This window comes from Acidobacteriota bacterium, from assembly GCA_033549365.1.
Taxonomy (GTDB): Bacteria; Acidobacteriota; Aminicenantia; order Aminicenantales; family Saccharicenantaceae; genus JAWSUF01.
This window is the reverse complement of record JAWSUF010000016.1, coordinates 39,663-65,521: the sequence shown is the minus strand read 5'-3', so window position 1 is coordinate 65,521 and position 25,859 is coordinate 39,663. Positions and strand designations below refer to the sequence as shown.

The following is a 25,859-nucleotide window of genomic DNA, read 5'->3' as shown; positions in this document are numbered from 1 at the left end:
CGCCGTTTACACCTTGTGTCTCTCATCTCCAACTACAGGTGGATCGATGCCATCACGTAACTTTGAAACAAGCTCTACAAGTATCTCAATGGGGGGCCGGGCGCGACGGCCTTTCTCTATCTGAACCGGGCCCATTTCGACCGCGAGCCGGCTCTGGCCGGATGGTTCGGATCGATCAAAGAAAAGCAATTCGATATGTCTCTCGATTTCGAACCGGCCCGGAGTGCCGGGGGGTGGCAAATCTCATCGCCCTCCATCTTGAGCGCGGCTCCGCTGATCGGGTCGCTCGGCATCTTTGAGGAAGCGGAGATGACCGCCGTTCGAAAAAAATCCCTGGCCCTGACGCGCTTTCTGATGGATGCGTCCGACGAACTGCTGGCGCCTGAACCTTTCGGCTTTTCCGTGGTCACGCCGCGCGCGGACGAGTCCCGGGGCGGCCATGTCGCCCTCGCACATCCCGAAGCCATGCGCATTTCGGAGGCTCTCCGGGCCCGCGGCGTCGTTCCCGATTTCCGCCCTCCCGACATCGTCCGGATCGCCCCGGTCGCCCTCTACAACACGCATACCGAACTGTGGCGGCTCGTCTCCCATCTGCGGGAGATCGTCGAATCCCGGGAATACGAAAAATTCCCGATGCAACGCCCGCCGATTTCCTGAAGCCCCGCCCGACGCTCTTCACGCACAGCTCATGAAGCTGTCCTCTTTGGTACTGCGAACACGGCGCAACGCAGCAGATGCGGCCGGGGCTTCGCGCACAGCTCATGCGGGCTCTGCGCGGGTCGAGATTGCCGTACATGCTGCGTCGGCTTTCGCTTTTCGGGCTCGGGTGAATCTCTTCGAAAGACGCGTCTGCGCCCCGGCGAGTCCCATCCGCTCCGGCTCCGGGTCTCGCTCTCCTCGACCTGCGGTCTCGGATCCGTGCCCGCTCGACCCTCCAACGGCTTTCTCCGGAGCCGTGCGCTTGTCGAGATTGCTGTTCCAACAAGTAAGCGGCTCTCGAGGCGTAGTTGAGCTACGTTGAGAGGGCAGCGACGCAGTCGGAATGGTGAGATCGGCGCGCCCGAAGGGTTAAAAGCGCTGAAATAAAGAGGAATAAATAAACAGCGCTTTTGAGCGGATATTCGTAGAGGGACCCGGCTCTTCACGAGTCGAGGCGGTTGCAGATGCAAGGCGCGAGGGGTGAAGCTGTACTCTTCGGTACTGCGAACCCGGCGCAACGCAGCAGATGCGGCCGGATCGGCTCGCCCAAAGGGTAAAAATGCCGAATGAGAAGAAAAGCAAAGCATCGGCATTTTTATGAAGAGCCGGGTCGGTGTTTGACGGTGTGTTGGGCCTGTGATAATCTCGTCCGGGTGGATCCCATGGCTGAGGAAAAAAGAAAAACCGCCGTCATCACCGGGGCCACAAGCGGCATCGGCGCCGCATTCGCCCGGAAGCTGGCCCAATGCGGTTTCGACCTCGTCATTACGGGACGGCGGGAAGACAAGATCCGGACCCTGGCCGCCGAAATCGCCGAACGATCCGGCGTCGATGTCGAGGTTGTCATCGCGGAACTCTCCGATGAAAATGCCGTTGAGGACCTGGCCCGAAGAATCTCCGGAATCCGAGATCTCGAGATCCTGGTCAATAATGCCGGCTTCTCGATCAAATCCCTGTTCCACGAGGAGGATCGGACAGGCCACGAAGCCCTGATCAAAGTGCATGTCCTGGCGGCCGTGCGGCTGGTTCATGCCGCATTGCCGGGTATGATCGAGCGGGGTCGCGGTGCGGTCATCAATGTCTCGTCCACAAGTTCCTTCACGCCGCGCCCGGAAGGCGCGATTTACGCCGCGTCCAAATGTTTTCTCAACCTGTTTTCGGAATCCCTTCATCTCGAGCTTTGTCGATCGGGCGTCAGGATTCAGGCGCTCTGCCCCGGCTTGACCCGGACGGACTTTCACGAAAAATTGGGCTTGCGGGCGGATGATGTCTATCGGCGAAAAGCGCCGGTGAAGGCGATGTCTCCGGAAAGTGTTGTCGAGGCCTCGCTGCGCTGCCTTGAAAAAAACAAGCCGATCTGTATTCCAGGGACCTTCAACCGGGCGGCGGCTCTCGCCGTCCGGCTCATGCCCCGCGCATTCCTCCGCCGCCTGCTTCTTTTCCGCAGAACCCGCAGATAACCCTCTTCATCCTCCGCCGGACCCGGCGATTAGCTGTATTTTCCCATGATGTAGTTCTGGAGATGTTCGATCGTGATCTGCTGTTCGGAAATGACGGACTTGACGATGTCGCCGATCGAAACCACGCCTGCGAGTTTCCCGGATTCGAGGACCGGGAGGTGGCGGATCCGTTTGTCCGTCATCAGGGCCATGCATTCCGCGGCGGTGCTTTCGGGTGTGACCCCATAAATTTGTGAGGTCATAATGTCCCTGACAGGGGTATCCTGGGAAAGCCGGTTTTGAAGAATGACTTTTCTGGCATAGTCCCGCTCGGACATGATCCCCGCGATACGGTCTCCGTCGAGGACGATCAGTGCGCCGATATTGGCTTCGGACATGGTCCGCAGCGCATCGAAAACCTTGGCGTCTGCGGAGATCGTCCAAACTTGGGTCCCTTTTCCGGCAAGAATCTCTTTAACGGTCATCATTTCAAAGACCTCCTTCTCTTTTCCCTGTTCGATCGAATTTGATTTCAATATAGTCTCCGGATTGGGCCTTGTCAAACGGAAAGCGTCCGATAAAAATGATAGGGGAGAGGCCCTGTTCGAGAGGTCGAAAGTGCTATAATGATGCAACCATGGAGAAGTATTGCGTCATCCTCGTGAGGCCGGAGAAACCCGAAAACATCGGTTTGGCCGCGCGGGGGATGAAAAATACCGGGGTTTCGGATCTCCGGATCGTCGGACTCCGGGGACTCCATGGCCCGTCCTATTGGACGGCGGTTCATGCCGACGATATTCTCGACGGCGCATCTTTTCACGACAGCTTGGCCGCGGCGGCCGCCGACTGCCACTGCCTGGCCGCGTCGACGGCCCGGTCGCGCCGCCATTTCGCCCTCGTGTCCCTTGACGAGGCCGTGCGAAGCCTGGCGGAATTTCCTTCCGACACGCGCATCGGGCTCGTCTTCGGAAACGAGCGGACGGGGTTAACGGTCGAGGAAATCGGGATGGCCAATATCCGGTTCCACATTCCCCAGGTCGGCCGTCAGCCCTCCTATAATCTGGGCGTCGCCGTAACCCTCACGCTCTTTCAGCTCATGTCGGCCGCCGGCGCCGCGCCGCCTCCCGGCCGCGAAAAACCCCTCTCCCACGCCGAACAGGAGGACAGCGTCCGCCGGTTCGAAGCCCTGCTTGACGGGAAGGGGTTTTATCACGAGACGAACCGGGCTTTCATCACGGAACGCGTCAGGGATATTTTTCACCGCATGGTGATGACAAAGAAAGACCGGGACATTCTCCTGGCCCTGTTCAGAAAATCTCTCGGGTGAAAGGAGCACGCCATGAGCGATAAAACCATCCGGGTCAAATTAGCCGAAGGCTTGAAAGTCCAAGTGGACATGAAAGGGTTCACCATTCCCACCGACCAGCCGGTCGACGAGGGGGGCGGGGGAAGCGCCCCGTCGCCGTTCGATCTCTTCCTGGCCTCCATCGCGGCCTGCGCGGGGTTTTATGTTCTATCGTTCTGTCGCGAGCGGTCCATCCCGACCGACGGTCTGGACATTGCGATGACCACGGAAAAAGCCGAGGGCGCCAAAATGATCGGGAAAATCACCGTCGATATCAGTTTGCCGGCGGGCTTTCCCGAAAAATATGTCCCGGCCGTCACTCGGGCCGCGGAGCTCTGCAGCGTGAAAGCCCATATCCAGAAACCCCCCGTTTTTGAAATCCGGGCCGGCGTCCGCGGCGCCGCCTGAAGGAGAGACATCCGTGCTGGTAGAAATTCTGATTGGAATCTCCACGGCGATCGGACTCTGGGGCATGGCGGTCATTGTCTGGGGCGTCGTGCTGATGTCGTTCCGGCTGATCAGGATCGAGATCTCCCGGCTGAGGGGCCGGCGGATCTTCCGGGAGCGGGAGAACCTCAGGCACCAATTGGGGACCTATCTGCTGCTCGGCTTGGAATTTCTGATCGCGGCTGACATCATCCGAACGGTCGCCCATCCCACACTTGAAGAGATCGCCGTCCTGGCCGGGATCGTGGCCATCCGCACCGCGATCAGCTACTTCCTCGACCGCGAAATCCTGGCCTGGAAGAAAGAGACGGAGTCCTGCGACGCGACAGCCGACCTCGAAGGCTGACCTTCAGCTTCAGGATCGGGTTGCTTCGGCGCCGGGAAGACGGCAGAAGTACTTTCGGCCTTCGGGGGTGTCGGGGCAGAGGACTTTGAGCGCCGCGGGCCGGACTTCGAAGGTGACGATGTCCCGCCGGCCCAGAATCTCGCCGTTATATTGAACGGGCAGGCCTTTGCCGCGGATGACGACCTTTCGGGCCTTGAAATTCCGCTGGGTTTTTTGGAACCAGCCGAGAAAGATGAAGGGGAAGGCCAGTCCGTACTTGAAAACGCCGGTCTCGATCAGGGTGATGTCGAGCAGACCGTCGTCCAGCCGGGCTTTGGGAGCCGCTTTCCAGGAATAGCCGAAATAGTTCGTTTTGGCCACAATGCAGTCGAAAAAGTTCGACGTCACGGTCTTATGAGCGAACGGCCGGCCGTCGGGATCCACGCCGTCATAAAGATCGATGGTTTTTTCGTCCCGGGGGAAGCTGATGAGCCGGCCGATGGCCAGAACATGTCCCCAGAACCCCGGGATTTTTTTTCTGATTTTGTCGATGGTGATGGCGGCGGTGGCGCCCACGCTGGCGAATCCGGCGTATTTGTCCTCGACCTGCATGACGTCGACCGGCCGCGGGACCCCTTCGGAGAGTATCGAAAGGGCTTTCAAGGTTTTTTTGGGAATCCCGAAGGATTTGCGGAAGGCGTTGCCGCTGCCGAAGGGAATGATTCCGAGAACCGTTTCGGAGGCCCGTCCGGACTCGAAAATGCCCTGAAGAACGTCGGCGATCGTGCCGTCTCCGCCGGTGGCAACGACGATCCGCGATCTCAGGCAGGCCTCCCGGGTCATGGCGACCGTGGTGCTTGAATCTCCGGATGGGCCGAGGATTTCGCCTTGAAGCGTTTCTTCCAGGTGGCGGCGGAGACGTTTGCGCCTCATCCACTTGCTGTTGGCCGCCTTGGGGTTGATGAGACAGACCATCCCTTCGGGACAGGTTTTGATTTCGTTCATGGAAAGAAACTTATAGCATCCTCCGGCGGTTCTGTCAAAAACCGAATCCGGTGCGGCGTTGCCCTTCGGCCGGGGCATGAGCTAAAATGAGCCCGGACCATGAAAGACTTTGCCAGGACGGTCGTTTCGGGAGGGAAGCGTTTCCTTCTTCGTGTCGAGATATCCCACGAACCCGCCGATTACGAAAAGTATGAATGCTTGAGAAACGAGATTTGGGATTTTCCGGACGATCATCTCTCGGGAACCCGGAACATGATGTGCGAGAACTACTTCCACGAGGGCGGCAGCCTTTTTCTGGGAGCTTTTGTTGAGGACGGCCGGGGGGCATTTCCGGCGGATTTCGAACATCTGGCCGGGTTCAGTTACGGCTTTGTCGGAGTCCGGGATAAAACCCTCGGTTTCCGGGAACCCTCCAACCTCCGTTTTTACTCCCAATTCACCGGAGTTCGGGACGCCTTTCAATCTTATGGGCTCGGCATCCGGCTCAAGGAATTCCAGAAGGAGATGCTTCTGGAGATTTTCGGAATCGCCTGCGTCATCTGCACCTACGATCCTCTGACGGCGGTCAATGCCTACAGGAATGTGCATCATTTCGGAATGGATGTCGTTGAGTACCGGCGGGCGACTTACGGCGCCTACGGCGGGCGGCTCAACCGGACCGACATCCCGACGGACAGATTCCTCATGTCCTGGGATCTGGCGAGGACACCGCCCCGCCCGAAGGCCCCGCCCGGAGCACTCCCGGATTCCGGCCCCGAAGTCCTGAAGATTGAAAAGCGGATCGTTCAAGGCCGGTCCGGCGTTTTGGAACTGGAGACCGCGGCCGCGGTCGATCTGTCCGTCGATGCGCCCCTTTTCCGGGTTCGCATTCCCTGTGATTTCTACCGCATGCTCCGGGAAACGGATACGGACGACCTCGTTGTGCGCCGGATTCCCCTGGAATGGCGCCTGATGACCCGCGAGGCTTTTACGAATCTTTTCGCCCGGGGATTTCGGGTCGCGGACTTCATCCGCCCGTCCCGTCCGGAGGGCGGCTTTTACCTGCTCGAAAAGTCCGCCGATGCGGAATGATCCGGAATCCCGGCCTGCGGGCGGACCTGTGCTATAATTTTCAGGTAAAGGAGTGATCATGTCTCTTCAACCGTACAGACTATTCCCGGTTCTTGCCGCCGCATTCCTGCTGCTTTCCGGAGGCTGCTCCGATTCGCCCGCTCCGAATCTTGAGGAACAGGCCCGCGACATCCACGCCCGCATTCTGACCGTCGACACGCATGTCGACACCCCGTTCAACCTGCTTCGAGAGGATTGGAAAATCGGCGACCGGCACAATTTCGAGGAAAGGGGAGGGGGGCGCGTGGATCTTCCCCGGATGATCGAAGGCGGTCTGGATGCCGTTTTTTTCGCCGTCTTCGTCGGTCAGGGGCCCCTGACTCCCGAGGGATATCAACAGGCACGGGAAAGGGCCGATCGGGTTCTGGAAGCCGTCCATGACATGTGCCGTGAATACGGCGAAGTGATCGGCCTCGCCCTGGACCCCGATGACGCCTATCGGCTGAAGAAGGAGGGCCGGCGTGTGGCCTTCATCGGCATGGAAAACGGGTATCCTCTCGGAACGAACCTCGACCTGTTGAGGGATTATCATCAACGGGGCATCCGCTATCTGGGGCTTGTCCACGGGTCCGACAACCAGATCTGCGATTCGTCCACCGATCGCCGCAACCCCGAAGACAACGGCTTGAGTGCGTTCGGCCGGGATGTCGTCCTGGAGTGCAATCGCCTGGGCCTGATGGTCGACCTTTCCCACGCTTCGGACCGGACGTTTACCGAAGTTCTCGAAATCACCCGCGCGCCCGTCATCGCCTCCCACTCGAGCGTCCGGGCGCTGTGCGACAGCCCGCGCAACCTGAACGACGACATGTTGAGGGCCCTGGCTGAGAACGGCGGGGTCATTCAGATCTGTTTTCTTTCGAGTTATCTCCGGACGCCTGCTCCGAATCCCGAGCGGGAAGCCGCCCTCAAGGATCTCACGGCGAAATACGGCAATCTTCGCGAGATCGAGGATGAAGAGCTTCGCAAAACCGCCCGGACCGAATATGAAGACATCAACGTCCGCTTTCCTCTCGAACGGGCTTCCGTCAAGGATGTCGTGGATCACATCGACCATGTCATCCGGATCGCCGGCGAAGATCATGTCGGCATCGGAACGGATTTTGACGGCGGGGGCGGTGTCGTCGGCTGCGAAGACGCCTCCGGCATGATGAATGTCACGGTCGAAATGCTGCGCCGGGGCTATTCGGAGGAACGGATCGAAAAAATCTGGGGCGGAAACATCATGCGGGTGTTTCGTGACGTCATCGCCGTCGCCGCGGACCTGAGCGATGAAACAGGAGACGAATGACTTCGGGAGAAGCATGAAAAGGCTTATCCGGCCGCTCGGGCTCGTCCTTCTGATTGCGGGATTCATCCCGGCGGCGCCCGGCCAAAAAAAAGAAGTCGAACAACCCAAATCGGGGGGCATCCTTCGGGTCAAGGCCTTCGCCCCGCAATTCAATCAGAACATGGATCCCGTGGAGCCCGCCCATTACTTTGTTCTGGAACAGATTTACGAGGGGTTGGTCCGGTTCGATCATGAGATGAACGTCATTCCCGCCCTCGCCGAATACTGGATTGTCTCCGACGGCGGGACAAAGATCACGTTTTACCTGCGCCGGGACGTCCGCTTCCATCACGGCGCCGAATTCACCTCGGAGGATGTCCGTTTTTCACTGGAAAGACTCATTCGCCGAGCCTCGTCCGACAGGACGCACGCATATTTCCTGGACAAGGTCGAGGGCGCCGCGGAATATTATGAAGGGCGCGCCGGACGGGTGACCGGATTTTTGACACCGGACCGCCACACCTTCGAAATCATCTGGAAGCGGCCGTATGTTTCGGGGCTTTATCTTTTGGCCATGTACACCTGCAAGATTCTGCCCCGCGATCTTGTCCTGGAGCAGGGCCGGTCTTTTTTTCAGAAACCGTCCGGGACCGGCGCGTTTCGCTTCTCGCACTGGATGAGAAGTCCCCGGCTGGATATCGTGGGTGTCTGTCTGGAAAGAAATCCCGATTACCACGGAAAAACCCCCTATCTCAACGAGCTCGAATACAGCCCCCATTTCACCCTGGACCAATTCGAGAGCGGAGACGTCCATCTGACGCCGCTCATTCATGAAAGGCTGCTTCGGGACCGCTATGCCGTTCTGGAAAATGTTTCCGTCCGTTCGGCCTTTCTTGGGATCAGCGGAGATATCCCTCCGATGGACGATCCCCGGGTCAGACAGGCCCTGGCCGTCGGCCTCGACAAAGGCGGAATCGCCCAGGCGGCTTATGACACGGCGAATGTTCCCCAGGTCGCGCAAGGCTTTCTTCCCCCGGGACTGCCCGGATTTTTCCCTTTGGGGGATGATCCGCCGCCTGATCTTTACAAGGCCAGGGCGCTTCTGCGCCAGGCCGGGATTCCATCCGGTCCGAATCCTTTCAAAATGGCTTATGGGGTCGTGATGCCCGTCACCGATTTCCAAATCAGAATCCATAGGGAATTGAGGAGACAGTTGGCGGAACTCGGCATCGATCTGGAGATGGTTTCCCTAAAAACCGCGGAGGACTTCCGGACATTGCCGGTTCCTTTTTTGAGCCTTGTCCAGTGGCAGATGGACATTCCCGATCCCGAAGATCTGATTGCGCCGCTATTTCAATCGCGATCGGAAATGAACGCCCGGCATTTCCGCTACGCCAACCCCCGTCTGGACAGGCTCCTGGAATTGTCGGAGGGCGAGACAAGCTGGCGGCAAAGGACCCGGATCTTCCGGGAGATGGAGTTGCTTCTCCTCGAGGAGATGCCGGCCGTTCCCCTATATACCATGAAGCTGCGCGTGGCCCTCCAGCCCTTTGTCCGCGGGGTGCGGGCTCCGGCCCTGGGGTTTTATTTCATGGATCTGAAAAATGTCTGGCTGGACAGATGACGGGGGGGGCATGAGAGCCACACTGTCTCTGCGCGCGAGATACACGATCTGGATCGTTCTGATCCTGACCGGCCTCGTCACCAGCATCCTGTTTGTCGTCCAGAGGCGGGAAGTGCGGATGATCACCGAGGAGACGAAAAACCGGGGGGTTCTGACCGCCCGGTTCATCGCCAATCTCAATCTCCGGGCGATGCTTCTGTGGGACATCGAAACCCTTCAGAGCAATGTCGAGGAACGGATCGACGATAATCTGGTCTATATCGTTTTCTACGACCGCTTCGGACGTCCCCTGGCGGGAAGCCGCGACATCCAAGGAGACCGCGACATCTTTGAAAACAGCCGGTTGAGTCCGGATGCCGGTCCGGACGCCATGCATGTCGAAGGCGGCTGGTTTCATGTCCCGGACCGATCTTTGCGCGTCCTTGAGATCGAGATTCCGATCTTCGCCCCGGAGTCCGCGACGCGCTGGGGCTCCGTTAAAACCGGCCATCTGCTCGAAGACATGCACCGCGAAGTGCGCAGCGTGAGCCGGATCCTTGTCGGGCTCGGCCTGGCCGGCCTGGCCGTGGGGCTTTTGGCCTCCTTTCTCCTGGGACGCCGCATCACCCGGCCGATCCGGAACCTTGTGGATGGAACACAGAAGATCGCCCGGGGGGATTTTTCCACCACCATCGAATCGGACTCGCGGGACGAGATCGGTGAACTGGCCCGGAGCTTCAATGACATGACCCGGGATCTTGTGGATATGCGCGAACGGATGGCCGAGGCCAACCGGAAGCTCGTCCAGGCCGAAAAACTGGCCTCCATCGGACGTTTGGCGGCCACGATCGCCCACGAGATCCGGAATCCGCTGACGTCGGTCAATCTCAACATTCAGAAAGTGAGCGGGAGCGAGAACCTCGACGAGGTCGAAAAAGAGCATATCGCCCTGTGTCGAGACGGCATCGACCAGATCGAAAAGTTCATCCGCGAAATGCTCGACTTCACCCGATCCGCCGACTTGAATTGCGATCAGTTCGCCGTGCCCCAGATCCTGGAATCCTCCCGGAAGATTCTGGAGGGGGTTTTTCAAAAGAAAAAAGTCCGTCTGGACGTCAAGGCGGCTTCGGATCTGCCTCCCGTCTTTGTGGATGCCGACAAGATCCGCCAAGTCCTGCTCAACGTCCTCAGAAACGCCTGCGAGGCCGTTGAGCCGGGAGGGAAGGTCGCCGTGGCCATGGACACCGCCGCCTCGTCCGGCCGTCCGATGGTCCGCATCCGCATATCGGACAACGGGAGCGGCATTCCCGAGAAAGACTGGGAGAACATCTTTGAGCCGTTCTTCACGACCAAAGCCTCGGGCGTCGGGCTCGGCCTGGCCCATGCGCGGAAGATTGTTGCCCAGCACGGCGGCACGATCCGGGTTCTGAAGAAACAGGGGAAAGGCAGCCTGTTTGAAATCCGCCTGCCCTGTGAGGAGGGGAGATGAAGTCCATTTTGATCATCGAGGACGATGTTCTCGTCCGCAAGACGCTGGTCGCCCATCTGGCCCGGGGGGGCTACGAGGTGCGCCCGGCCGAGGACGGCCGGGAGGGAACGGCCGCCTTTGACCGCGACGCGCCCGACCTCGTCCTTCTTGACGTGAGGCTTCCGGATATGAACGGCCTGGAAGTTTTAAAGAACCTCCGGTCTCGCAATGACAAGATTCCCGTCATCGTCATGACCGCCTTCGACGACATGAAAACCACGGTCGAGGCCGTCAAGGCCGGAGCTTTCGAATACCTGGTGAAACCCCTGGATATCGTCGAACTCGACCTGGCCGTTGCCAAAGCCTTTCAGGTTCGGGCGCTGGAAGACAAGGTCGCGTATCTGGTCGAGGAACGGCAGAGAGAGTACGCCATCGACAATATCATCGGTCGTTCGCCCCGGATGCGCGATGTCTTCAAGCTCATCGGGTCCGTGGCGGATACGCGCACGAACATTCTCATCCAGGGGGATAGCGGCACGGGCAAGGAGCTTGTGGCCAAGGCCATCCACTACAACAGCCCCTGGAAGGACGAGCCGTTCATCGTCATCAACTGCTCGGCCATCACCGACACTCTCCTCGAAAGCGAGTTGTTCGGACACGTCAAGGGCGCCTTCACGGACGCTTTTTGCGAAACCCGCGGCAAATTCGAAATCGCCGGCCGGGGGACGCTGTTTCTGGATGAAGTCGGGGACGTCTCGCCCGGCCTCCAATCCAAACTCCTTCGCGTCATCGAAACACGGGATTTCATGAAGGTCGGCGGGGAAAAGGTGCTCAAGACCGAAGCCCGCATCATCGCCGCGACCAACCAGGACCTGACCGACCTCATCGCGCGGGGGCGATTCCGGGAGGATCTCTATTACCGGCTCAAGGTCGTCGAAATCAACCTGCCTTCGCTCCGCGATCGCCGCGAAGACATCCCCGACCTTGTGGCCTACCTCCTGATCAAGATCAACAGGGAACTCAAAAAGAACGTGCGGAAGGTCCCGCCCGAAGTCATGAAACGACTCGAGGCGCTGCCCTGGAAGGGGAATGTCCGCGAACTCGAAAATGCCCTGACACGGGCCGTGATTCTGGCCAAGGGCGATGTCATCCTCAAGGAAAACCTTCCTCTGACTCCGCCGGCCGAAACCGCCCCGCCCGAAGGGCTGGAGCCGTTGAAGGATGTCGAAAAAGAACATATCCGGCGGGTGCTTCAGGAAACGCGGGGCAACAAGATGCGGGCCAGCCGGATTCTTCGGATCAGCCGGCCGACCCTGGACAAAAAAATCCGGGAATACGGGCTTGAAGATAAAGGGGTTTTGGAATTATGATCGGAACGAAGTCCTGAAATCAAGGAAGGAGCGCAACATGGCGACATCATCCCGTTTCGGCGCTGAAGACCTGAGTTTTTCATCCGGCCTCGGGCGAAGGGGATTTATGAAAACCGTGCTGACCGGAACGGCCGTTTCCGCGGCCGCCCTGAGCCGTTTGAATGCCTCGATCTATGAAAGCCTGGGGGTTCTCAACGAGCGGCATCTCGGAGAGCCGGCTCCCGACGGCGCCTATTGGGAGGCTCTGAAACGGCATTTCATGTTCCAGGACGATCTGATCATGATGAACAACGGGACCGTCGGCCCCATGCCGCGGCCGGTCTTCAATACCTTGATGAAATATTTCCGCATGCAGGTCGCCAATCCGTACGATGTTTACAATTATCTGCCGACTTTGAAGGAGGCCGTGAGGGTGAAGCTGGCCGCTTTCATCGGAGCGTCCCCGGACGAAACCGTTCTGACGAGCAACACGACGGAAGGCATCAACCTGGTGGCCCAGGGGCTCGATCTGGCCGAAGGCGATGAAGTTCTGATGACCAACCTCGAGCATCCGGGCGGCATCAACCCCTGGAAAATCCGCGAAAAACGGCACGGCATCGTGGTCCGGGAGATTCCCGTCGGCGTGCCTCCGAAAAGCGTCGGGGAGTTTGTGGAGGCCTTTGCCCGGGCCCTGACCCCCAAAACCCGGGTTATTTTCCTCAGCCACACCGTCTATATGACGGGATTGATCGCGCCTCTCAAGGAAATCAGCCGGATGGCGCACGAGAAGGGGATCCTTGTCGCCGCCGACAGCGCTCACGGCCTGGGCATGCTCGATCTCAACATGAAGGACCTGGGTGTCGACTTTTTCGCCTCCAGCCCCTACAAGTGGATGGGAGCGCCGACGGGAATCGGTCTTCTCTATATCCGCAAGGAGGTCCAGGACCGCCTCTGGCCGACGATTGTCTCTTCGGGATGGGATGCCGTTCAAACCGGCGCCCGCCGGTTCGATCCCCAGGGGCAGCGGGCCGATGCCATGGTCATGGCCCTCGGAGAAGCCCTGGAATTTCAAAACGTGATCGGCAAAGCCCGCATCGCCCGCCGCATTCGAGGTTTGGCCGCCCACCTCAAGTCCGGGTTGAAGACAATTCCCGGCGTGACGCTCCACACTCCCGAAGATCCCTATTTGAGCGCGGGACTGACGGTTTTCTCCCTGAAAGGCGTGAACAGTCAGGCGATCGTCGATTATGTCCGGGAGAAACACAACCTGGTCATCCGCACCGTGGGCATCAGCGCCGAGGACATCACGGCCGTTCGCGTTTCCACCCCCATCTATATTTCCACGAAAGAGGTGGACATGGTTTTGGCCGGCGTCCGGCATTTTTCGTAAACTCTTTTTACAGAATGAAAAGAAAATTACAACAGGAATATCAGATTTCAGGCATCACATCAGGGGAACAAAACAATTTTTAGTTTGGCACGAAACATGCATTAAAGAAGGACAAAGGAGTTCGTGGAAGACAAACCACGATACCCCGAATCTCAAACCCTCCTTCTTTTTTCCTGGAGGGGCGCTGCAGGCGGCGCCCCTCCTTTTTTTGTGAGTCCAAGCGCTGAGATGGCGGATCGTGTTGTGAATGGTCCCGAAGGTTCAGGCGTTGTGGGCGGTAGGCTTGAAGGCGCGGAATATGCCGAAGATGGATTCATGGAGAACATATCGGCATTTCTCGAAACCGATCTTTTCCAGCCAGAGAATCCAGAATTCGGGAGGGACGGCGTACGGGACGTGCCAAGCGTCCCGCAGTCCGGAAATCCACCGTTGCGAATTGGGTTGGACGACGGAAAAGGCAAAAAGCCCGCCCGGTTTCAAGGCGTCAAAAACATTCCGGCATACGGCGATTTTGTCTTCGTTGCTCATTTCATGAAGGAACAGGTGGGAAAGAACGGCGTGAAAGTGTTCGGGCTGGATGTATTTTTCGGGCCGGCCGTACGATGCCTTGAACCGAACTCCGAATTGCTTCATGCCGGCTCCGAGAAGCCGAAGGGCGTCCGCGGAATCATCCATGACGGTCAAGCGGGACAACACGCGGTCTTCAAGAATGCGGACAGCCAGGTCTCCGGAGTCGATGCCGATTTGAAGAAGATGGGTTTCCGCCCGTTCTTCGAGAGGCAGACAGGACAGAAGACGATCAAGGAGATCCATGAAGCGGGGAGCGACAAGCGGGGGAACCGGCACATGCGGCGATCCGTTCCTCAGATCGCCTCGTTTCCCATTGTTTTCCGTTATCATGATCGTTTCTCTCCGCCGACGACTTGTCTTTGGGGCATAGATTAAGTCGATGGGAAGTCTTGAAAGTGGAAAAAAAGAGCTTAGTTCTGGTTTAACGTGAGCTCGATCGCGGCCGGGTAGGATATCTGAGGATCGAGGGTTTCCCTGGCCGAGGACATCAGGAAGGCGACGGAAGGCTGGAAACTCCCGTTGAACATCGGGCGTCCGTTGACTCGAACATCGACATCCCGGTTGATATCGATCAAATCCTCTTCCAGGAAGACCGTGAGACCCAGAACGTTTTGAGTCCGGATTTCGATGGTGTTGGTTCCCGGTAGAATCTCCGCGGTCACCCGGGCCGGCCATTTCGAGACATCGTTGACGCGTATCCAGAAGCTTTGGCTGTATTCCCGTTCGTTGACGACGAGTTCGATCCGTGAAGGAGACGGCAATCTCCGGCTGTTCTTGAAAAGATCGACGATGCGGCTGCGGATCTCATCCAGTCCGATATCATGATCCCTCCCCGCCCATTCGTCATAGGCGACGGCATAATTGAATCGCTTCAGTGTGCTGAAGGCCCGCCGTTGCCCTTCCGGGAAAATCATGGTGTCGTCGTCGCCGTGAGCCATGTAGACGGGCGTATGGAGGAGATTCCGAAGAACATCGCGGTCCTGGTTGGTTTCCGGAGGGGTCTGCTTGACGACGGGATACCCCATATTGGAGGCGATGGCGGCGAACCGGTCGGCGTAATGGGTTCCGTAGAAGAACGTGGCCATGCCGCCGTTGGATGTTCCCGAGGCATATAGCCGGTTGGTGTCGATGCTGTATTGTTTCAAGAGATAAAGAAACATGGCCCTCAAGCCCTCTTCCGAGGACGGCTCCCACCACATGCCTTCGGCTTGAGGCACGAACAAAATATGTCCGGCCAGCTCGCTGTTTTTCATGAGATTCTGGTAAGCGACGGACAGAGCCTGATCGCCCTTCCCGTCCCCGCCGCCGAAGTAGACGACCATCGGATGGATTTCCATGGGATCATAGTCCGAAGGCAGATGAAGATAGAACGGCTGGAGACGTCCCGTCAAAGGGTTGATGACCGCTTGTTTATAGAAGCCTCCCGTCCAGATGTTGAACGGCTTCATCATGTTCAGGACCTGTTTGACGGAGTCCAGATCGTTCGTGATGGAGGCCGGATCGCCCTTGTCGAGGTAGATGTAATCTTCCAGGGCTTTGTAAAGACCCAGAAGCTCGCGGGGCACCACGTAGGAACTCCGCGTGAGGAAAGATTCCGCTCTGTCCCGAACAGATCCCGGGGGGCCCTCGGCGAGTTGTTTCATGGCCTCGGGGGATTTCCGGTACAGGAACAGGGCTTTGGCGGCATTGTATTTGATGACGGGATTGGGGGAATCGAGATAAATTTTCGGGTTCAATCCGGCCGGAATTCCCCTCAAGCCGAGATAGGCGGCGGCCAGATTCTGGTTTTCGGGAAACGGAGACGCGAGAAAGTCCTCGACGATCTTCCGTCCCAGAAAAGGCCGGTTTCGGCGGAGCGAACTGAGAAGAACCGTCTTACTCAGCCCTTCATCCGTCTGCATCTCCGCCCAGGTCATTTTTTTCTTTTCGACAAAAAGAAACTGAAAATGCTCCTTGACGATGCAGTCATCCACAACATAAGCACCCTGGAAAATCAACCGGTCGGGAATTCCCGCGCTCCCGTTATGTGCGATCTGGGCTTCTCCGCCGGGAACCCGGCTTGTGAACACGAATGTCTCGCCCGTCCAGGTCTTCTGCACGCCTTCGAAAACAACCGTGAGCGGTTCTTCGGCCTCAATCAGATAAGAATCGCCCGGGGCGACGGGATCTTCCGGAAGCTGAAAAACGCGGCTCAGAAGGGGATGGAGGCTGGAGGCCATTTCATTGTAATAAAAATTTCCATTGATGTTTTTTCCGCTGTCCGTCACAAGGAGATATCGAACGGCTTGAGGATCGTAATCGGAAAGCCTTCGGAAGAGATCGAAGTATTCTTCAGCACCGAGGCGGTCCCTCAACTCGGCCCTGTTCACGACTTCAAATTTCTCCCTGTTGTATTGAAAGGCGAGCTGGTAGACGTTGTTATGAACACCCACGACGGCCATTTTGACCGTCCACTGGATGTTGAGGATATAGGTTTCCGGTCGTCCGGCCCGGATCTGGCGTTCGACGTCGAAGATCTGACGGAAGGTTAGCACATCGCCCGGTTTATATTGATACCGAATGAGATATCGGCCTTGATGATCCGCGCCGGTCCGCCCCCGTTTCCAAAAACCGGCCAGGGGGTCGGCGCCGATTACCAGAATGATAATAAGAATCCAAGCCTTACGCATCAGTTACTCCTAATATATTATACACTACATATCCATATGTTAGATTCATTTCCGGCGAGTTTCTTCCATTCCGGGTCCGGGCCTCCTTGCGCTCCGCTGAAACCGGTTTGCGGGAGACATGAAGAAGCGACGACATAGACGCTGCGTCGGTTTCCGTTGTAAGATGAGGCGGATTGACGGGAGATCAGTTTGATGGAATGGATCTTTGCCGCGACGGGACTGGCCGTTCTTCTGGCCTATTGGACCGTCGAGCGGGTTTTATTGAAGCGAAACCGGGATCAAATCCCCGTCCGCATCGCCGTGACCGGCACCCGGGGAAAATCGAGCGTGACCCGGCTGATCGCGGCCGCTCTCGCATCTTCCGGTTATCGTGTCCTGGCCAAAACCACGGGATCAAAGGCGGCCCTCATTTTTCCCGGCGGTCTGGAAAAGGACATCCCCCGCCGCGGTCTTCCCTCCATCCTTGAATTGCGGGACATTCTCCGCACGGCCGCCCATTTGAAGGTCGATGCTTTTGTCGTCGAGATGATGAGTATTCGGGAAGAGTGCCTCCGTGTCGAATCCGGCCGGATTCTTCGTCCCCAAATCCTCGTTCTGACCAATGTCCGGCCCGACCATCTCGAAGCCGTGGGACGGTCCCGCCCGGATGCGGCCCGGGTTCCGGCCGCGGCCTTTCTCCGGGGCGGCACGGTCATCCTTCCCGCCGAAGAGGTCTGCCCGATATTCGAAGAAACCGCCCGCAAACGGGGTGCGGACCTGGTACGGGCGGAGCCCCTGTCTCCGATTGAGCTGTCCGCCGTGCCGCATCTTCCCTATGAGGAATTTGAGGTCAATTTGCGTCTTGCGGTTGCCGCCGCCGGCCGACTTGGGGTGAGTGTCCCCGATGCCTTGAAGGGACTGGCCGGAGTCATTCCCGATCCCGGAAGTCTCAGGATTTGGGACCTGCCCTTCGGCCCATCGGGAGAACGCATCCCCTGTGTCAGCGCTTTCGCCGCCAACGAGCCCGAATCGACGGCCCGCATCCTGGATAAACTCGACAAAAAAGACGGGTGGTCCGGCCGTCCGAAAATCGGGCTTCTCAACCTCCGGTCCGACCGTCCCGAAAGATCCCTTCAATGGGCGGAAGCCCTGGACGGCGGTCCTTTCAACGGTTTCCGCCGCCTTTTCCTGTGCGGAGAGCCGGCCCGGGCCATGCTGAGAATTCTGAAGAGAAAGAGCCGCCGTCCGGGTCCACAGATCTTTCGCGTCCGGAGCGGCCATCCCGCCGCCATCACCGGAGAGCTTCTGGCGACCGCTTCGGCCGAGAAGGGGATTGTTGTCGGCATGGGAAATATGGCCGGCCTGGGCCGGGACATCGCCGCTTTCTGGGAAACCGAAGGGAGCCGTCCATGACTCTGGAGACTTTCCTGGCCGGGGTATTGCTGGCGCTGCTTTTCACCGAATGGACCGGCCTTTCGCCCGGCGGAATCGTCGTTCCCGGCTATATCGCCCTTCATCTGAATCAGCCCGGCCGTATTCTGGCCACCCTGGCCGTTGCGCTCGTCTGTCTCGGGCTCTACCGGCTGGCCGCCGGATTCTTCATTCTTTTCGGCCGCCGCCGGTTCGTTTTTTTTCTTCTGGCCGGCATGGTTCTTGCTCAGGTCTGGTCTCTTGTCGCCCCGGGCGGTTTTCCCGGTCAGGGCGCCGAACTTCGGGTCATCGGCTGGGTCGTCCCGGGACTTCTGGCCAACAGCCTGGAAAGGCAAAAGATCGCCCCGACCCTGTCCGGGCTCGCGGTCGTGGCCGTCATGGCCCATCTTCTGATCAAGGTTGTGGAAATCCTGGCGGGGCGATGAAGCTCATCGGGATTCATGGACTTGCCGCGGCCGGGCTCGCCGTTCTTCTGCTGTCCGGACTTCTTCTCGGACCGGAAACCGTTCTCCATCGGCAGGCCGAAGATGCGGCCTCCCGTATGGCCCGCGGGTTGGCCGCAATCCGGGCCTGCGCCGCCGCCGCCGGACACGCCGCCGACCCCGCCGACGATCCCAACGGCACGGGCCTCATCGGGCTCGAATATTCCGAATTGACAACGACCAAGGGCGATCCCGCGGCCAAGCGGACGTCCGCCGTTCCGGACTTCGCCGCTCTTTTTGTTCATCTCTACAGTCAGGCCGGCGCCCGGCCCGGAGAGGCCGTGGCCGTCGGCGCCTCAAGCTCGTTTCCGGCCTTCATCCTGGCCGCCCTGTCCGCCGCCGAAACTCTGGAACTCCGGCCCCTTCTCATCGTCTCTCTGGCCGCCTCGCAGTGGGGCGCAAACAATCCCCGTTTCACGTGGCTAGACATGCAGGATTGTCTGAACCGGGCTGGTGTTTTAACCATCCGCCCCCTGGCGGTTTCGCTCGGCGGGGAGGATGACGCCGGGAGAGGGCTGTCTGAAAGCATGAGAACCTTTTTGGCCTCGGAAGCCGGAAAACGCGGCTTTCCGCTTATCGAAGAAACGGATCTCGAGCGCAACGTCTCCCGGAGAATGGATCTTTTCCGGACTTCGGCCGGCGATACGCGCATCGCCGCTTTTGTCAATATCGGCGGCGGGGCGGCCAATATGGGCGCGGATGCGGGCATCCTGTCGCTTCGTCCCGGCCTGACTTCCCCTCCGCCGCCTGCGGAGGCGGCATCCCGCGGCGCCGTCCATGCCATGGCCGATGCGGGCGTTCCCATCATTCATATTCTGAATATCCGGGGGCTGGCCGAGCGCTACGGGTTTCCCTGGGATCCGGTCCCGCTTCCCGATCCCGGAACCGTGACCATCCGCGGCATTCCGGTCCGGTCGCCGTTTGCTTTTCTGGTCCTGGCCGCAGCGTACTTCATCCTCGCCGGGGTGATTCTTTTCCGGATGAGGAGAAAAATCGAAGTTCACTCGTAGACGATGCGGTCGGCCGGCGCCGTGTCCGGATCCCGCAGGAATGCGCCGGTTCCCTTCTCGATGACTTCGGCGTAACGCGGCACCCCGCTCAACACCACGGCCCGTTCGGGCTCGTCCTCGGACCAGATTTCCAGAAGGCTGAGAATGGTCGAACAATGGCGGCCGACCCGGATGTCGATCGGCCAGCCGCTCTCGTCGATTTTTTCGAAGAGAAGTCCGCGCTGCCCGGCCCGAACGACGAATTCGTCCCGTCCGGTCAAAAGAAGGTCGCGCGTCGTCCGGCCCCGTGTCGCGTCGAGGAAGGGCTGGGGGGCCTCGAGAAGAAGCGAAATCGCGTCGCTGTTGTCTCCGATTTCCCGGTGGGAAAGGCCGCGAAGCGCCTCCGGCGAGTATTCGACGCCGATCGAAAACCCTTCGGTTCCGCTGATGATCATCGCGGCCAGGGCGGCCAGATCCTGGCCTTTCGGATGGGTGACGATGGCGCTGATCACGGGATACTGGAGCTCGGCCTCATGGAGATCGATGACGATGTCGATGTTTTCCCGGCGGATGAGTTCCATGATGGCGAAGGACGTTTTTTCGGTCAGGGTCCCGTCGGGACGTCCGGGGAAGGTCCGGTTGAGATTGCGGATGTCGACATAGGCCAGTTGCTGGCGCGTCGGATAATGGCTGTAGACCTCGGGGTCCGGCCATTGGTCGAGAGGGTTGGACCAGCGGTCGCCCATGCGGAAGGTCTTTTCACCCCAGGGCGTCGCGATTGTGTAATCCGGAGGATAGGCGCCGCCCAGCCGCGTGACGGTGGACGCGCTGCGATTGGCCGTGATGACGATGAACAGCCGCCCTTTTTCGACGAGGCCGTTTTCCGCCAGGATCCATCCGGCCAGCCGTCCGGCCGGCTCCTCGGGATGTGTTCCGCCGAGCACGAGAACGGCTCCGCCGGGCTCCCGTCCCTCGAGAACATAGACATGGGCGTCGTTGGTGCCGCCGCGCAGGCCGGGCAAATAGTCTCCGAGTGACCCGATCCGGGTGACGCCCGGCCCGGCAACGACGGCCTCGCGGAGATTCCGGCTCCGGTGAAAATCGGCCCCGGCCAGAATGCAGAGAATGCCGCCGAGTCCGGCCGCGGCCGCCTTGCGGAAAACAGTCGGATTCACGATTGCCCTCTCATTTCAACCGTAGAAGCCTGAGAAGAAAAGGAACGAGGACGATGACATAGAGGATTTCATCCTCGAGTTTCCGGCTTTTCAGAAAATTCCAGATAAGGAGGACGGCGATGAAGGCGGCCATCACGTAATACAGAATCGTCACAATCATGGAATTTCTCCTTTAAAAAACCGTGAGGAAGCCCAGCTTTTTGCTGTATACAACCATGAGTGTTCCGGCGAGGATGATAAGGATTGCGGGGATCAGGCAGGCCTTGAGGAATCGTCCGTAGGGCTCGGTCATCTCCGTCGTCGAAACCGTCAGCCGGCCGATGATCGCCGTCGGCGGCAGGGCGTCTCCAAGAGGCCAGATCATGCTCATTCCGGCCAGGGCCACCACGGGATTGAGGCCGATGGTGTTGAAAAGCAGGGCCAGGGGCACGCCGAGGACGGGCGCAGCGCCCCACATCAGCACGGCCTCCGAGACGGGAAGCGTCACGAAAAGAGTCAAAATGACGATGGTCACCGGAAGAGTGACGACTGTGATGGCGATAAGGCCGCGGACTCCGGTCAGGGTCATGATCTGGACGAGGATGCCGACGCAGGTCAGCGTTCCGATGAGCGGCAGGAGCTGGGCGACGGTGTCCCGGCAGATCCGGAAAACGGGAAGGCGGATCGGGGAGAGGACCACGGCCGTTCCGGCCGCGGCGGCGAATATCAGCGGCAGCCCGAGGATGGGAAAGGAGAAGGGAAAGACCCGCCCGGCCGCGACAAGAAGAAAAAATAGAAAAAACGGCATAAAGACGCGGATGCCGTTCATTCCGGCGGGACAGTCCGGAAGAGCGGACAGGGTTTTTTCGAGATCGATGGGTTTGGCCCCCGCTCCCAGGATGAAGATCGTCAACAGGGACAAAACGACACAGGGAATAAGCAGGGGCAGAAAGAACCCCACATAGGGCATATTGACTCCGGCCGCCGTCAGCATGGCCCACAGACTGACGGGCGGCGCGGCCGCGCTCAATCCGGCAATCAGAAAGATGGCGGCGGCGACGCGAGGACGGGCGAGCCCCATGGCGCTGAGGACCGTGGCGGCCATACCGCCGGCGATGAGAACGGTCACGCTGCCCGCGCCGGTCAGGGCGCCCGGAACGAGAAGCACCAGGACAAGAAGCGAAAACAGCACGGTTTTCCGCCGGTGGAACTTCCGCAGGATGCCGCGGACAAGAAAAGCCACACCTCCCGATTCCTTGAGAAGATTCATGAAGATCGTGGCCGTGACGAAAATGAGAATGATATCGAAATACGTGAAGGCCCCTTCGGCGATATGGCGGACCGGCAGTCCTTCGCCCCCGGCCAGGGCGCCGGCCAGGGCGGCGGAAAACATGGAGAGTTCCGTGGACAGTTTCAGGATTTTGGCCAGAATGTAGACGCCGGCCATGACGGCCAGGATCAGGGCGGCCGATTCGGTTGCGGTCATGAGCGGATCCCCCGTCAGTGCCTTTGCTGATGCACGGTGATCGCTTGGATGCAGTGAAACGTGTCGGCGGAGTCGCGGTTGCGGCAGAGGCCGCGCTCGACGATCAGAACCCCGAGCGCATAGTCGTCCCAGCGGTAAATGCCGTTGTCCGTGTTCCGGCCGGTCAGGGAAGACAGTTCCTCGATGCCCGCGCTGACGGGGGGAAGATCCAGATAGGCCAGGATGCGGTTCAATGGCCGGACGTCATGAATATGGAAAAATTTCCGTGTGTCGTCGATCCGGATTTTAAGCCGCGGTCCCGGTTCGGGAAAGGAGTATTTTGTGACGGGAACCCGGCCCGAGGTGCCCTTGCTGACGGTGAAGGGGTAATCGGGAGCCTTGGGGGGGAAGAGGCTTTCCTTGATGTCCTCGAAAACAATCGTGTCGTCCGGAATTGTCTGAACGAAGAAAAATGCTATGCCCAGGACCACGGCGATGATCAGGGGACGTCCGATGTGTTCGATCCGCCGCGTGAAGAGAAGCTGGAAGATCCAGAGAAGAACGATGACGAAAAGTACGGCGAGAATGGTCTCGAGCGTGGCCGTCCGGATCATGTCATTTTCCGAAGAGGGTCTTCAACTCCGTCATGAGATCCATGTTTTTTTCGACTTCGATCATCGGAATGTTTCCGGCCGCGGCGATCGAAGAAAAGCGTCCGTCGGCATTCCCCTCCACGTTGATGAGAAGGATGTCCGAGTTCGGGGCCACGGCGTCGATGCTCTGTTCGTCGGTGGTGTCGCCGGCGGCGGCGCCCTGGGAGCGCCGTTTCATGCCCTCAATATGGGCGCCGATGACCCGGATGCCCCGGCTCCGCGCTTCGGCGATCAGCGCCGCCGTGCGTTTGAGCTCGTCATCCATGGATATCCCGGCCGCCCCCATGCCTTTCAGGCTGGCCCCCATGACGATGATGAGCGTCTTGTAAGACGTCTGCCCCTGATGTCCGGCCGCAAGTTCGGCCGTGGAGGCCGTGATCTCCATTTCGAAATCCACGCCGATTCTCTGCAGCACGACCTTGAGCATGACGGGTCCGGGGCTCTGCCCGCACGAAGTGAGAAGAACGGGCTCTTCGGCCCGAAGAGTCTCGGCTCCAGCGGCCGGGAGGAGGCCGCTCATGGCCCACAGAATGAGAACGATTCCGACGGGGATTTTAAGCCATAAATGTGTCATGCTCGACTCCTTCGGCTATTGGACTGTCTGTCTCCATATGATAGGCAAAACCCCCGCCGAAATCAATCACAACTCGCGAATTGATCCGGTCCCCCTGATCGTTTCACGAGTCGAGGCGGCTGCAGATTCAAGGCGCGGAAAAGTTTTGACCGGTGTTGCGGCCTGTGATATAGTAACCGGCCTCATAGGGAATAAAACCCAAATTTCAGGAGTTGAGACAATGACAACCGCGCTCTTCTGGCTGGCCCCCATCGGATCCGCTGCGGCACTTTTTTTCGCCTGGTATTTCTTCAAGGATATGAAGAGGCAAAGCGAAGGCACCGAGAGGATGGCGGAAATCGCCTCCTACGTCCGAACGGGCGCCATGGCCTATCTCCGGCAGCAATACAAAGTCGTGATCGCCGTCTTCGCCGTTCTGGCCGTTCTGCTGGCCTTTATGGCCTTCGTCCTCAAGGTCCAGAACCCCTGGGTTCCCGCGGCCTTCCTGACCGGCGGCTTTTTCTCGGGTCTGGCCGGGTTCTTCGGGATGAAGACGGCGACCTATGCCTCCTCGCGAACGGCCAACGCCGCCCGGACGTCCCTGGATGCGGGGCTTCGCGTCGCCTTCCGAAGCGGCGCGGTCATGGGTCTGGCGGTTGTCGGACTGGTTCTTCTCGATATCGCCCTCTGGTTTCTCATTCTGAAGCATTTCTATCCCGTGACCGACGACGGCCATAACCTCATCGTCATCACGACGACCATGCTGACGTTCGGCATGGGCGCTTCGACCCAGGCGCTGTTCGCCCGTGTCGGCGGCGGCATCTTCACGAAAGCGGCCGACGTCGGGGCCGACCTTGTCGGCAAGGTCGAAGCCGGCATCCCCGAGGACGACCCGCGGAACCCGGCGACCATCGCCGATAACGTCGGCGACAACGTCGGCGACGTGGCCGGCATGGGCGCGGACCTCTATGAGTCTTTCGCCGGATCCATCCTGGCCACGGCCGCCCTCGGCGCGGCCGCGTTTCTCGGTCAGGGCGAAATGCAGCTTCGGGCCGTCATCGCGCCCATGGCCATCGCCGCCGTGGGCACGCTTCTTTCCATCCTCGGCATTTATGTCGTCCGCACACGGGAAGGCGCGACCCAGAAGGAACTCCTCAATTCCCTGGGCCGGGGCATTAACTTCAGCTCCTTTTTCATTGTCATTCTGTCGTTTGTGGTTATCCGACTCCTGGAACTCCCCCTGGGGATCTGGATGTCCATTATCGTCGGTCTTAGTGCCGGGATCGTCATCGGCAAGTCGACGGAGTATTTCACCTCCCACTCTTACCGGCCGACGCGGCGCATCGCCGAAAACGCCAAGACCGGTCCGGCCACCGTTCTGATTGCCGGCCTGGGCGTGGGCATGATGTCGACCGGGGTTCCCGTGCTGGCCATCGTCCTGGGGACGATTTTCGCCTACCTGTTCGCCGCCGGTTTCGATCTGGCCAACGCCGGCATGGGTCTCTACGGAATCGGCATCGCCGCCGTGGGCATGCTCTCGACTCTGGGCATCACCCTGGCCACGGACGCCTACGGCCCCATCGCCGACAACGCGGGCGGCAACGCCGAAATGAGCGGACTGGATCCGGAAGTCCGGAAGCGGACGGACGCCCTGGATGCACTGGGCAATACGACCGCGGCCACGGGCAAGGGTTTCGCCATCGGATCGGCCGCCCTGACCGCTCTGGCGCTCCTGGCCTCCTACGTCGAGGAGATCAAGATCGGACTGATCCGGATCGGCCGGACGACTCTGGCCATGGCCGACGGCGATGTCATCGAGACGGCCACGGCCACGATCACCGATTTCATGAACTATTACAATGTCAGCCTGATGAATCCGACCGTGCTCATCGGCATCCTCACGGGCGCCATGATGGCCTTTCTCTTCTGCGGCCTGACCATGACCGCCGTCGGACGTGCCGCCTCGAAAATGGTCGACGAGGTTCGCCGCCAGTTCCGGGAGATCGCCGGGATCATGGAAGGGACAACCGTTCCGGATTATGCAAGCTGTGTGTCCATCTCGACCCGCGGCGCCCAGCGTGAAATGATGCTGCCGTCGCTTCTTGCGATTTCCGTCCCCATTGTGATCGGCCTTCTGCTCGGCGTCCCCGGGGTCATGGGCCTGCTGATCGGCGGAACATCGACCGGCTTCGTTCTGGCCATTTTCATGGCCAACGCCGGAGGCGCCTGGGACAACGCGAAGAAGTACATTGAAGAAGGCCACCTCGGCGGCAAAGGCTCCGAGGCCCACAAGGCCGCCGTCATCGGCGACACGGTCGGCGATCCGTTCAAGGACACGTCGGGTCCGAGCCTGAACATCCTGATCAAGCTCATGAGCATGGTGGCCATCGTCATGGCCGGGCTCACGGTCGCTTTTTCCGTTCTCTGATCCGCGGACGACGCGGAGTTGCGATGGAATCCCGATCCG

Annotated in this window: 24 protein-coding genes; 15 read left to right on the top strand and 9 right to left on the bottom strand. The window is 59.5% G+C overall.

The genetic code is table 11. The features are described from left to right. The first annotated feature begins 309 nt into the window (after nucleotides 1–309). Nucleotides 310–657, top strand: coding sequence for a hypothetical protein (locus SCM96_14760; GenBank protein MDW7761885.1), 348 nt, complete (start codon nucleotides 310–312; stop codon nucleotides 655–657). 704 nt (nucleotides 658–1,361) lie between these two features. Beyond that, the gene (locus SCM96_14755; protein ID MDW7761884.1) at nucleotides 1,362–2,159 is read left to right on the top strand and encodes an SDR family oxidoreductase; all 798 of its coding nucleotides are present in this window, start codon (nucleotides 1,362–1,364) and stop codon (nucleotides 2,157–2,159) included. Between the two features lie 29 nt (nucleotides 2,160–2,188). Here SCM96_14755 and SCM96_14750 read toward each other — a convergent pair whose 3' ends face one another. Then, complete coding sequence (locus tag SCM96_14750) at nucleotides 2,189–2,626, bottom strand: CBS domain-containing protein (GenBank protein MDW7761883.1); 438 nt, start codon at nucleotides 2,624–2,626, stop codon at nucleotides 2,189–2,191. 149 nt (nucleotides 2,627–2,775) lie between these two features. Here SCM96_14750 and SCM96_14745 point away from each other — a divergent pair, with 149 nt between their 5' ends. The 3 genes from SCM96_14745 to SCM96_14735 are packed head-to-tail and all read left to right on the top strand — an operon-like array spanning nucleotide 2,776 to nucleotide 4,276. Beyond that, nucleotides 2,776–3,465 carry a TrmH family RNA methyltransferase gene (locus tag SCM96_14745; GenBank protein ID MDW7761882.1) on the top strand — a complete coding sequence of 230 codons (690 nt, stop codon included), beginning with the start codon at nucleotides 2,776–2,778 and terminating at the stop codon, nucleotides 3,463–3,465. A 12-nt stretch (nucleotides 3,466–3,477) separates the two neighbouring features. Further along, complete coding sequence (locus tag SCM96_14740; protein ID MDW7761881.1) at nucleotides 3,478–3,891, top strand: OsmC family protein; 414 nt, start codon at nucleotides 3,478–3,480, stop codon at nucleotides 3,889–3,891. 13 nt (nucleotides 3,892–3,904) lie between these two features. Beyond that, nucleotides 3,905–4,276: a DUF1622 domain-containing protein gene (locus tag SCM96_14735; protein ID MDW7761880.1), complete on the top strand. Its 372-nt coding sequence runs from the start codon at nucleotides 3,905–3,907 to the stop codon at nucleotides 4,274–4,276. Between the two features lie 9 nt (nucleotides 4,277–4,285). Here SCM96_14735 and SCM96_14730 read toward each other — a convergent pair whose 3' ends face one another. After that, nucleotides 4,286–5,260, bottom strand: coding sequence for a diacylglycerol kinase family protein (locus SCM96_14730; protein MDW7761879.1), 975 nt, complete (start codon nucleotides 5,258–5,260; stop codon nucleotides 4,286–4,288). A 99-nt stretch (nucleotides 5,261–5,359) separates the two neighbouring features. Between SCM96_14730 and SCM96_14725 the strand changes: the two genes are divergently transcribed. Genes SCM96_14725 through SCM96_14700 form a run of 6 tightly spaced genes read left to right on the top strand, consistent with a single transcriptional unit; the run spans nucleotide 5,360 to nucleotide 13,447 of the window. Then, nucleotides 5,360–6,331, top strand: coding sequence for a hypothetical protein (locus SCM96_14725; GenBank protein MDW7761878.1), 972 nt, complete (start codon nucleotides 5,360–5,362; stop codon nucleotides 6,329–6,331). Between the two features lie 58 nt (nucleotides 6,332–6,389). Then, nucleotides 6,390–7,658 carry a dipeptidase gene (locus tag SCM96_14720; protein ID MDW7761877.1) on the top strand — a complete coding sequence of 423 codons (1,269 nt, stop codon included), beginning with the start codon at nucleotides 6,390–6,392 and terminating at the stop codon, nucleotides 7,656–7,658. A gap of 13 nt (nucleotides 7,659–7,671) precedes the next feature. Next, nucleotides 7,672–9,261, top strand: a complete 1,590-nt coding sequence (locus tag SCM96_14715; GenBank protein MDW7761876.1) for an ABC transporter substrate-binding protein — start codon at nucleotides 7,672–7,674, stop codon at nucleotides 9,259–9,261. A 10-nt stretch (nucleotides 9,262–9,271) separates the two neighbouring features. Further along, on the top strand, nucleotides 9,272–10,729 hold the full coding sequence (locus SCM96_14710; GenBank protein MDW7761875.1) for an ATP-binding protein: 1,458 nt from the start codon (nucleotides 9,272–9,274) through the stop codon (nucleotides 10,727–10,729). Further along, entirely contained in the window at nucleotides 10,726–12,078 is a 1,353-nt protein-coding gene (locus SCM96_14705; protein ID MDW7761874.1) for a sigma-54 dependent transcriptional regulator, read from the top strand. The genes SCM96_14710 and SCM96_14705 overlap by 4 nt, the downstream gene beginning before the upstream one ends. Nucleotides 12,079–12,115: 37 nt before the next feature. After that, the gene (locus SCM96_14700; GenBank protein MDW7761873.1) at nucleotides 12,116–13,447 is read left to right on the top strand and encodes an aminotransferase class V-fold PLP-dependent enzyme; all 1,332 of its coding nucleotides are present in this window, start codon (nucleotides 12,116–12,118) and stop codon (nucleotides 13,445–13,447) included. A gap of 261 nt (nucleotides 13,448–13,708) precedes the next feature. On the opposite strand, the gene SCM96_14695 is transcribed toward SCM96_14700, so the two are convergent. Both SCM96_14695 and SCM96_14690 read right to left on the bottom strand, forming a co-directional pair. Continuing rightward, nucleotides 13,709–14,347 (bottom strand): class I SAM-dependent methyltransferase, encoded by a 639-nt coding sequence (locus SCM96_14695; protein MDW7761872.1) that lies wholly within the window; start codon nucleotides 14,345–14,347, stop codon nucleotides 13,709–13,711. A gap of 80 nt (nucleotides 14,348–14,427) precedes the next feature. Beyond that, complete coding sequence (locus SCM96_14690; GenBank protein ID MDW7761871.1) at nucleotides 14,428–16,686, bottom strand: hypothetical protein; 2,259 nt, start codon at nucleotides 16,684–16,686, stop codon at nucleotides 14,428–14,430. A 192-nt stretch (nucleotides 16,687–16,878) separates the two neighbouring features. Between SCM96_14690 and pgsB the strand changes: the two genes are divergently transcribed. Genes pgsB through pgsW form a run of 3 tightly spaced genes read left to right on the top strand, consistent with a single transcriptional unit; the run spans nucleotide 16,879 to nucleotide 19,588 of the window. Continuing rightward, nucleotides 16,879–18,078 (top strand): poly-gamma-glutamate synthase PgsB, encoded by a 1,200-nt coding sequence (gene pgsB, locus SCM96_14685; protein MDW7761870.1) that lies wholly within the window; start codon nucleotides 16,879–16,881, stop codon nucleotides 18,076–18,078. After that, nucleotides 18,075–18,521 (top strand): poly-gamma-glutamate biosynthesis protein PgsC, encoded by a 447-nt coding sequence (gene pgsC, locus SCM96_14680; protein ID MDW7761869.1) that lies wholly within the window; start codon nucleotides 18,075–18,077, stop codon nucleotides 18,519–18,521. The genes pgsB and pgsC overlap by 4 nt, the downstream gene beginning before the upstream one ends. Then, nucleotides 18,518–19,588 carry a poly-gamma-glutamate system protein gene (gene pgsW / locus SCM96_14675; protein MDW7761868.1) on the top strand — a complete coding sequence of 357 codons (1,071 nt, stop codon included), beginning with the start codon at nucleotides 18,518–18,520 and terminating at the stop codon, nucleotides 19,586–19,588. Before pgsC ends, pgsW begins: the two co-directional genes overlap by 4 nt. On the opposite strand, the gene SCM96_14670 is transcribed toward pgsW, so the two are convergent. Genes SCM96_14670 through SCM96_14650 form a run of 5 tightly spaced genes read right to left on the bottom strand, consistent with a single transcriptional unit; the run spans nucleotide 19,579 to nucleotide 23,413 of the window. Next, nucleotides 19,579–20,742, bottom strand: coding sequence for a succinylglutamate desuccinylase (locus tag SCM96_14670; protein MDW7761867.1), 1,164 nt, complete (start codon nucleotides 20,740–20,742; stop codon nucleotides 19,579–19,581). The two genes, pgsW and SCM96_14670, sit on opposite strands and share 10 nt — an antisense overlap. A 10-nt stretch (nucleotides 20,743–20,752) precedes the next feature. Next, the gene (locus tag SCM96_14665) at nucleotides 20,753–20,902 is read right to left on the bottom strand and encodes a hypothetical protein (protein ID MDW7761866.1); all 150 of its coding nucleotides are present in this window, start codon (nucleotides 20,900–20,902) and stop codon (nucleotides 20,753–20,755) included. A gap of 12 nt (nucleotides 20,903–20,914) precedes the next feature. Beyond that, a complete protein-coding gene (locus tag SCM96_14660) occupies nucleotides 20,915–22,207 on the bottom strand; it encodes a C4-dicarboxylate ABC transporter (protein ID MDW7761865.1) in 1,293 nt (430 codons plus the stop codon). 14 nt (nucleotides 22,208–22,221) lie between these two features. Continuing rightward, nucleotides 22,222–22,800 (bottom strand): hypothetical protein, encoded by a 579-nt coding sequence (locus SCM96_14655; GenBank protein ID MDW7761864.1) that lies wholly within the window; start codon nucleotides 22,798–22,800, stop codon nucleotides 22,222–22,224. A 1-nt stretch (nucleotide 22,801) separates the two neighbouring features. After that, on the bottom strand, nucleotides 22,802–23,413 hold the full coding sequence (locus SCM96_14650; GenBank protein MDW7761863.1) for a DUF6305 family protein: 612 nt from the start codon (nucleotides 23,411–23,413) through the stop codon (nucleotides 22,802–22,804). Between the two features lie 220 nt (nucleotides 23,414–23,633). Here SCM96_14650 and SCM96_14645 point away from each other — a divergent pair, with 220 nt between their 5' ends. Next, complete coding sequence (locus SCM96_14645; protein MDW7761862.1) at nucleotides 23,634–25,820, top strand: sodium-translocating pyrophosphatase; 2,187 nt, start codon at nucleotides 23,634–23,636, stop codon at nucleotides 25,818–25,820. Nucleotides 25,821–25,859 lie beyond the last annotated feature (39 nt).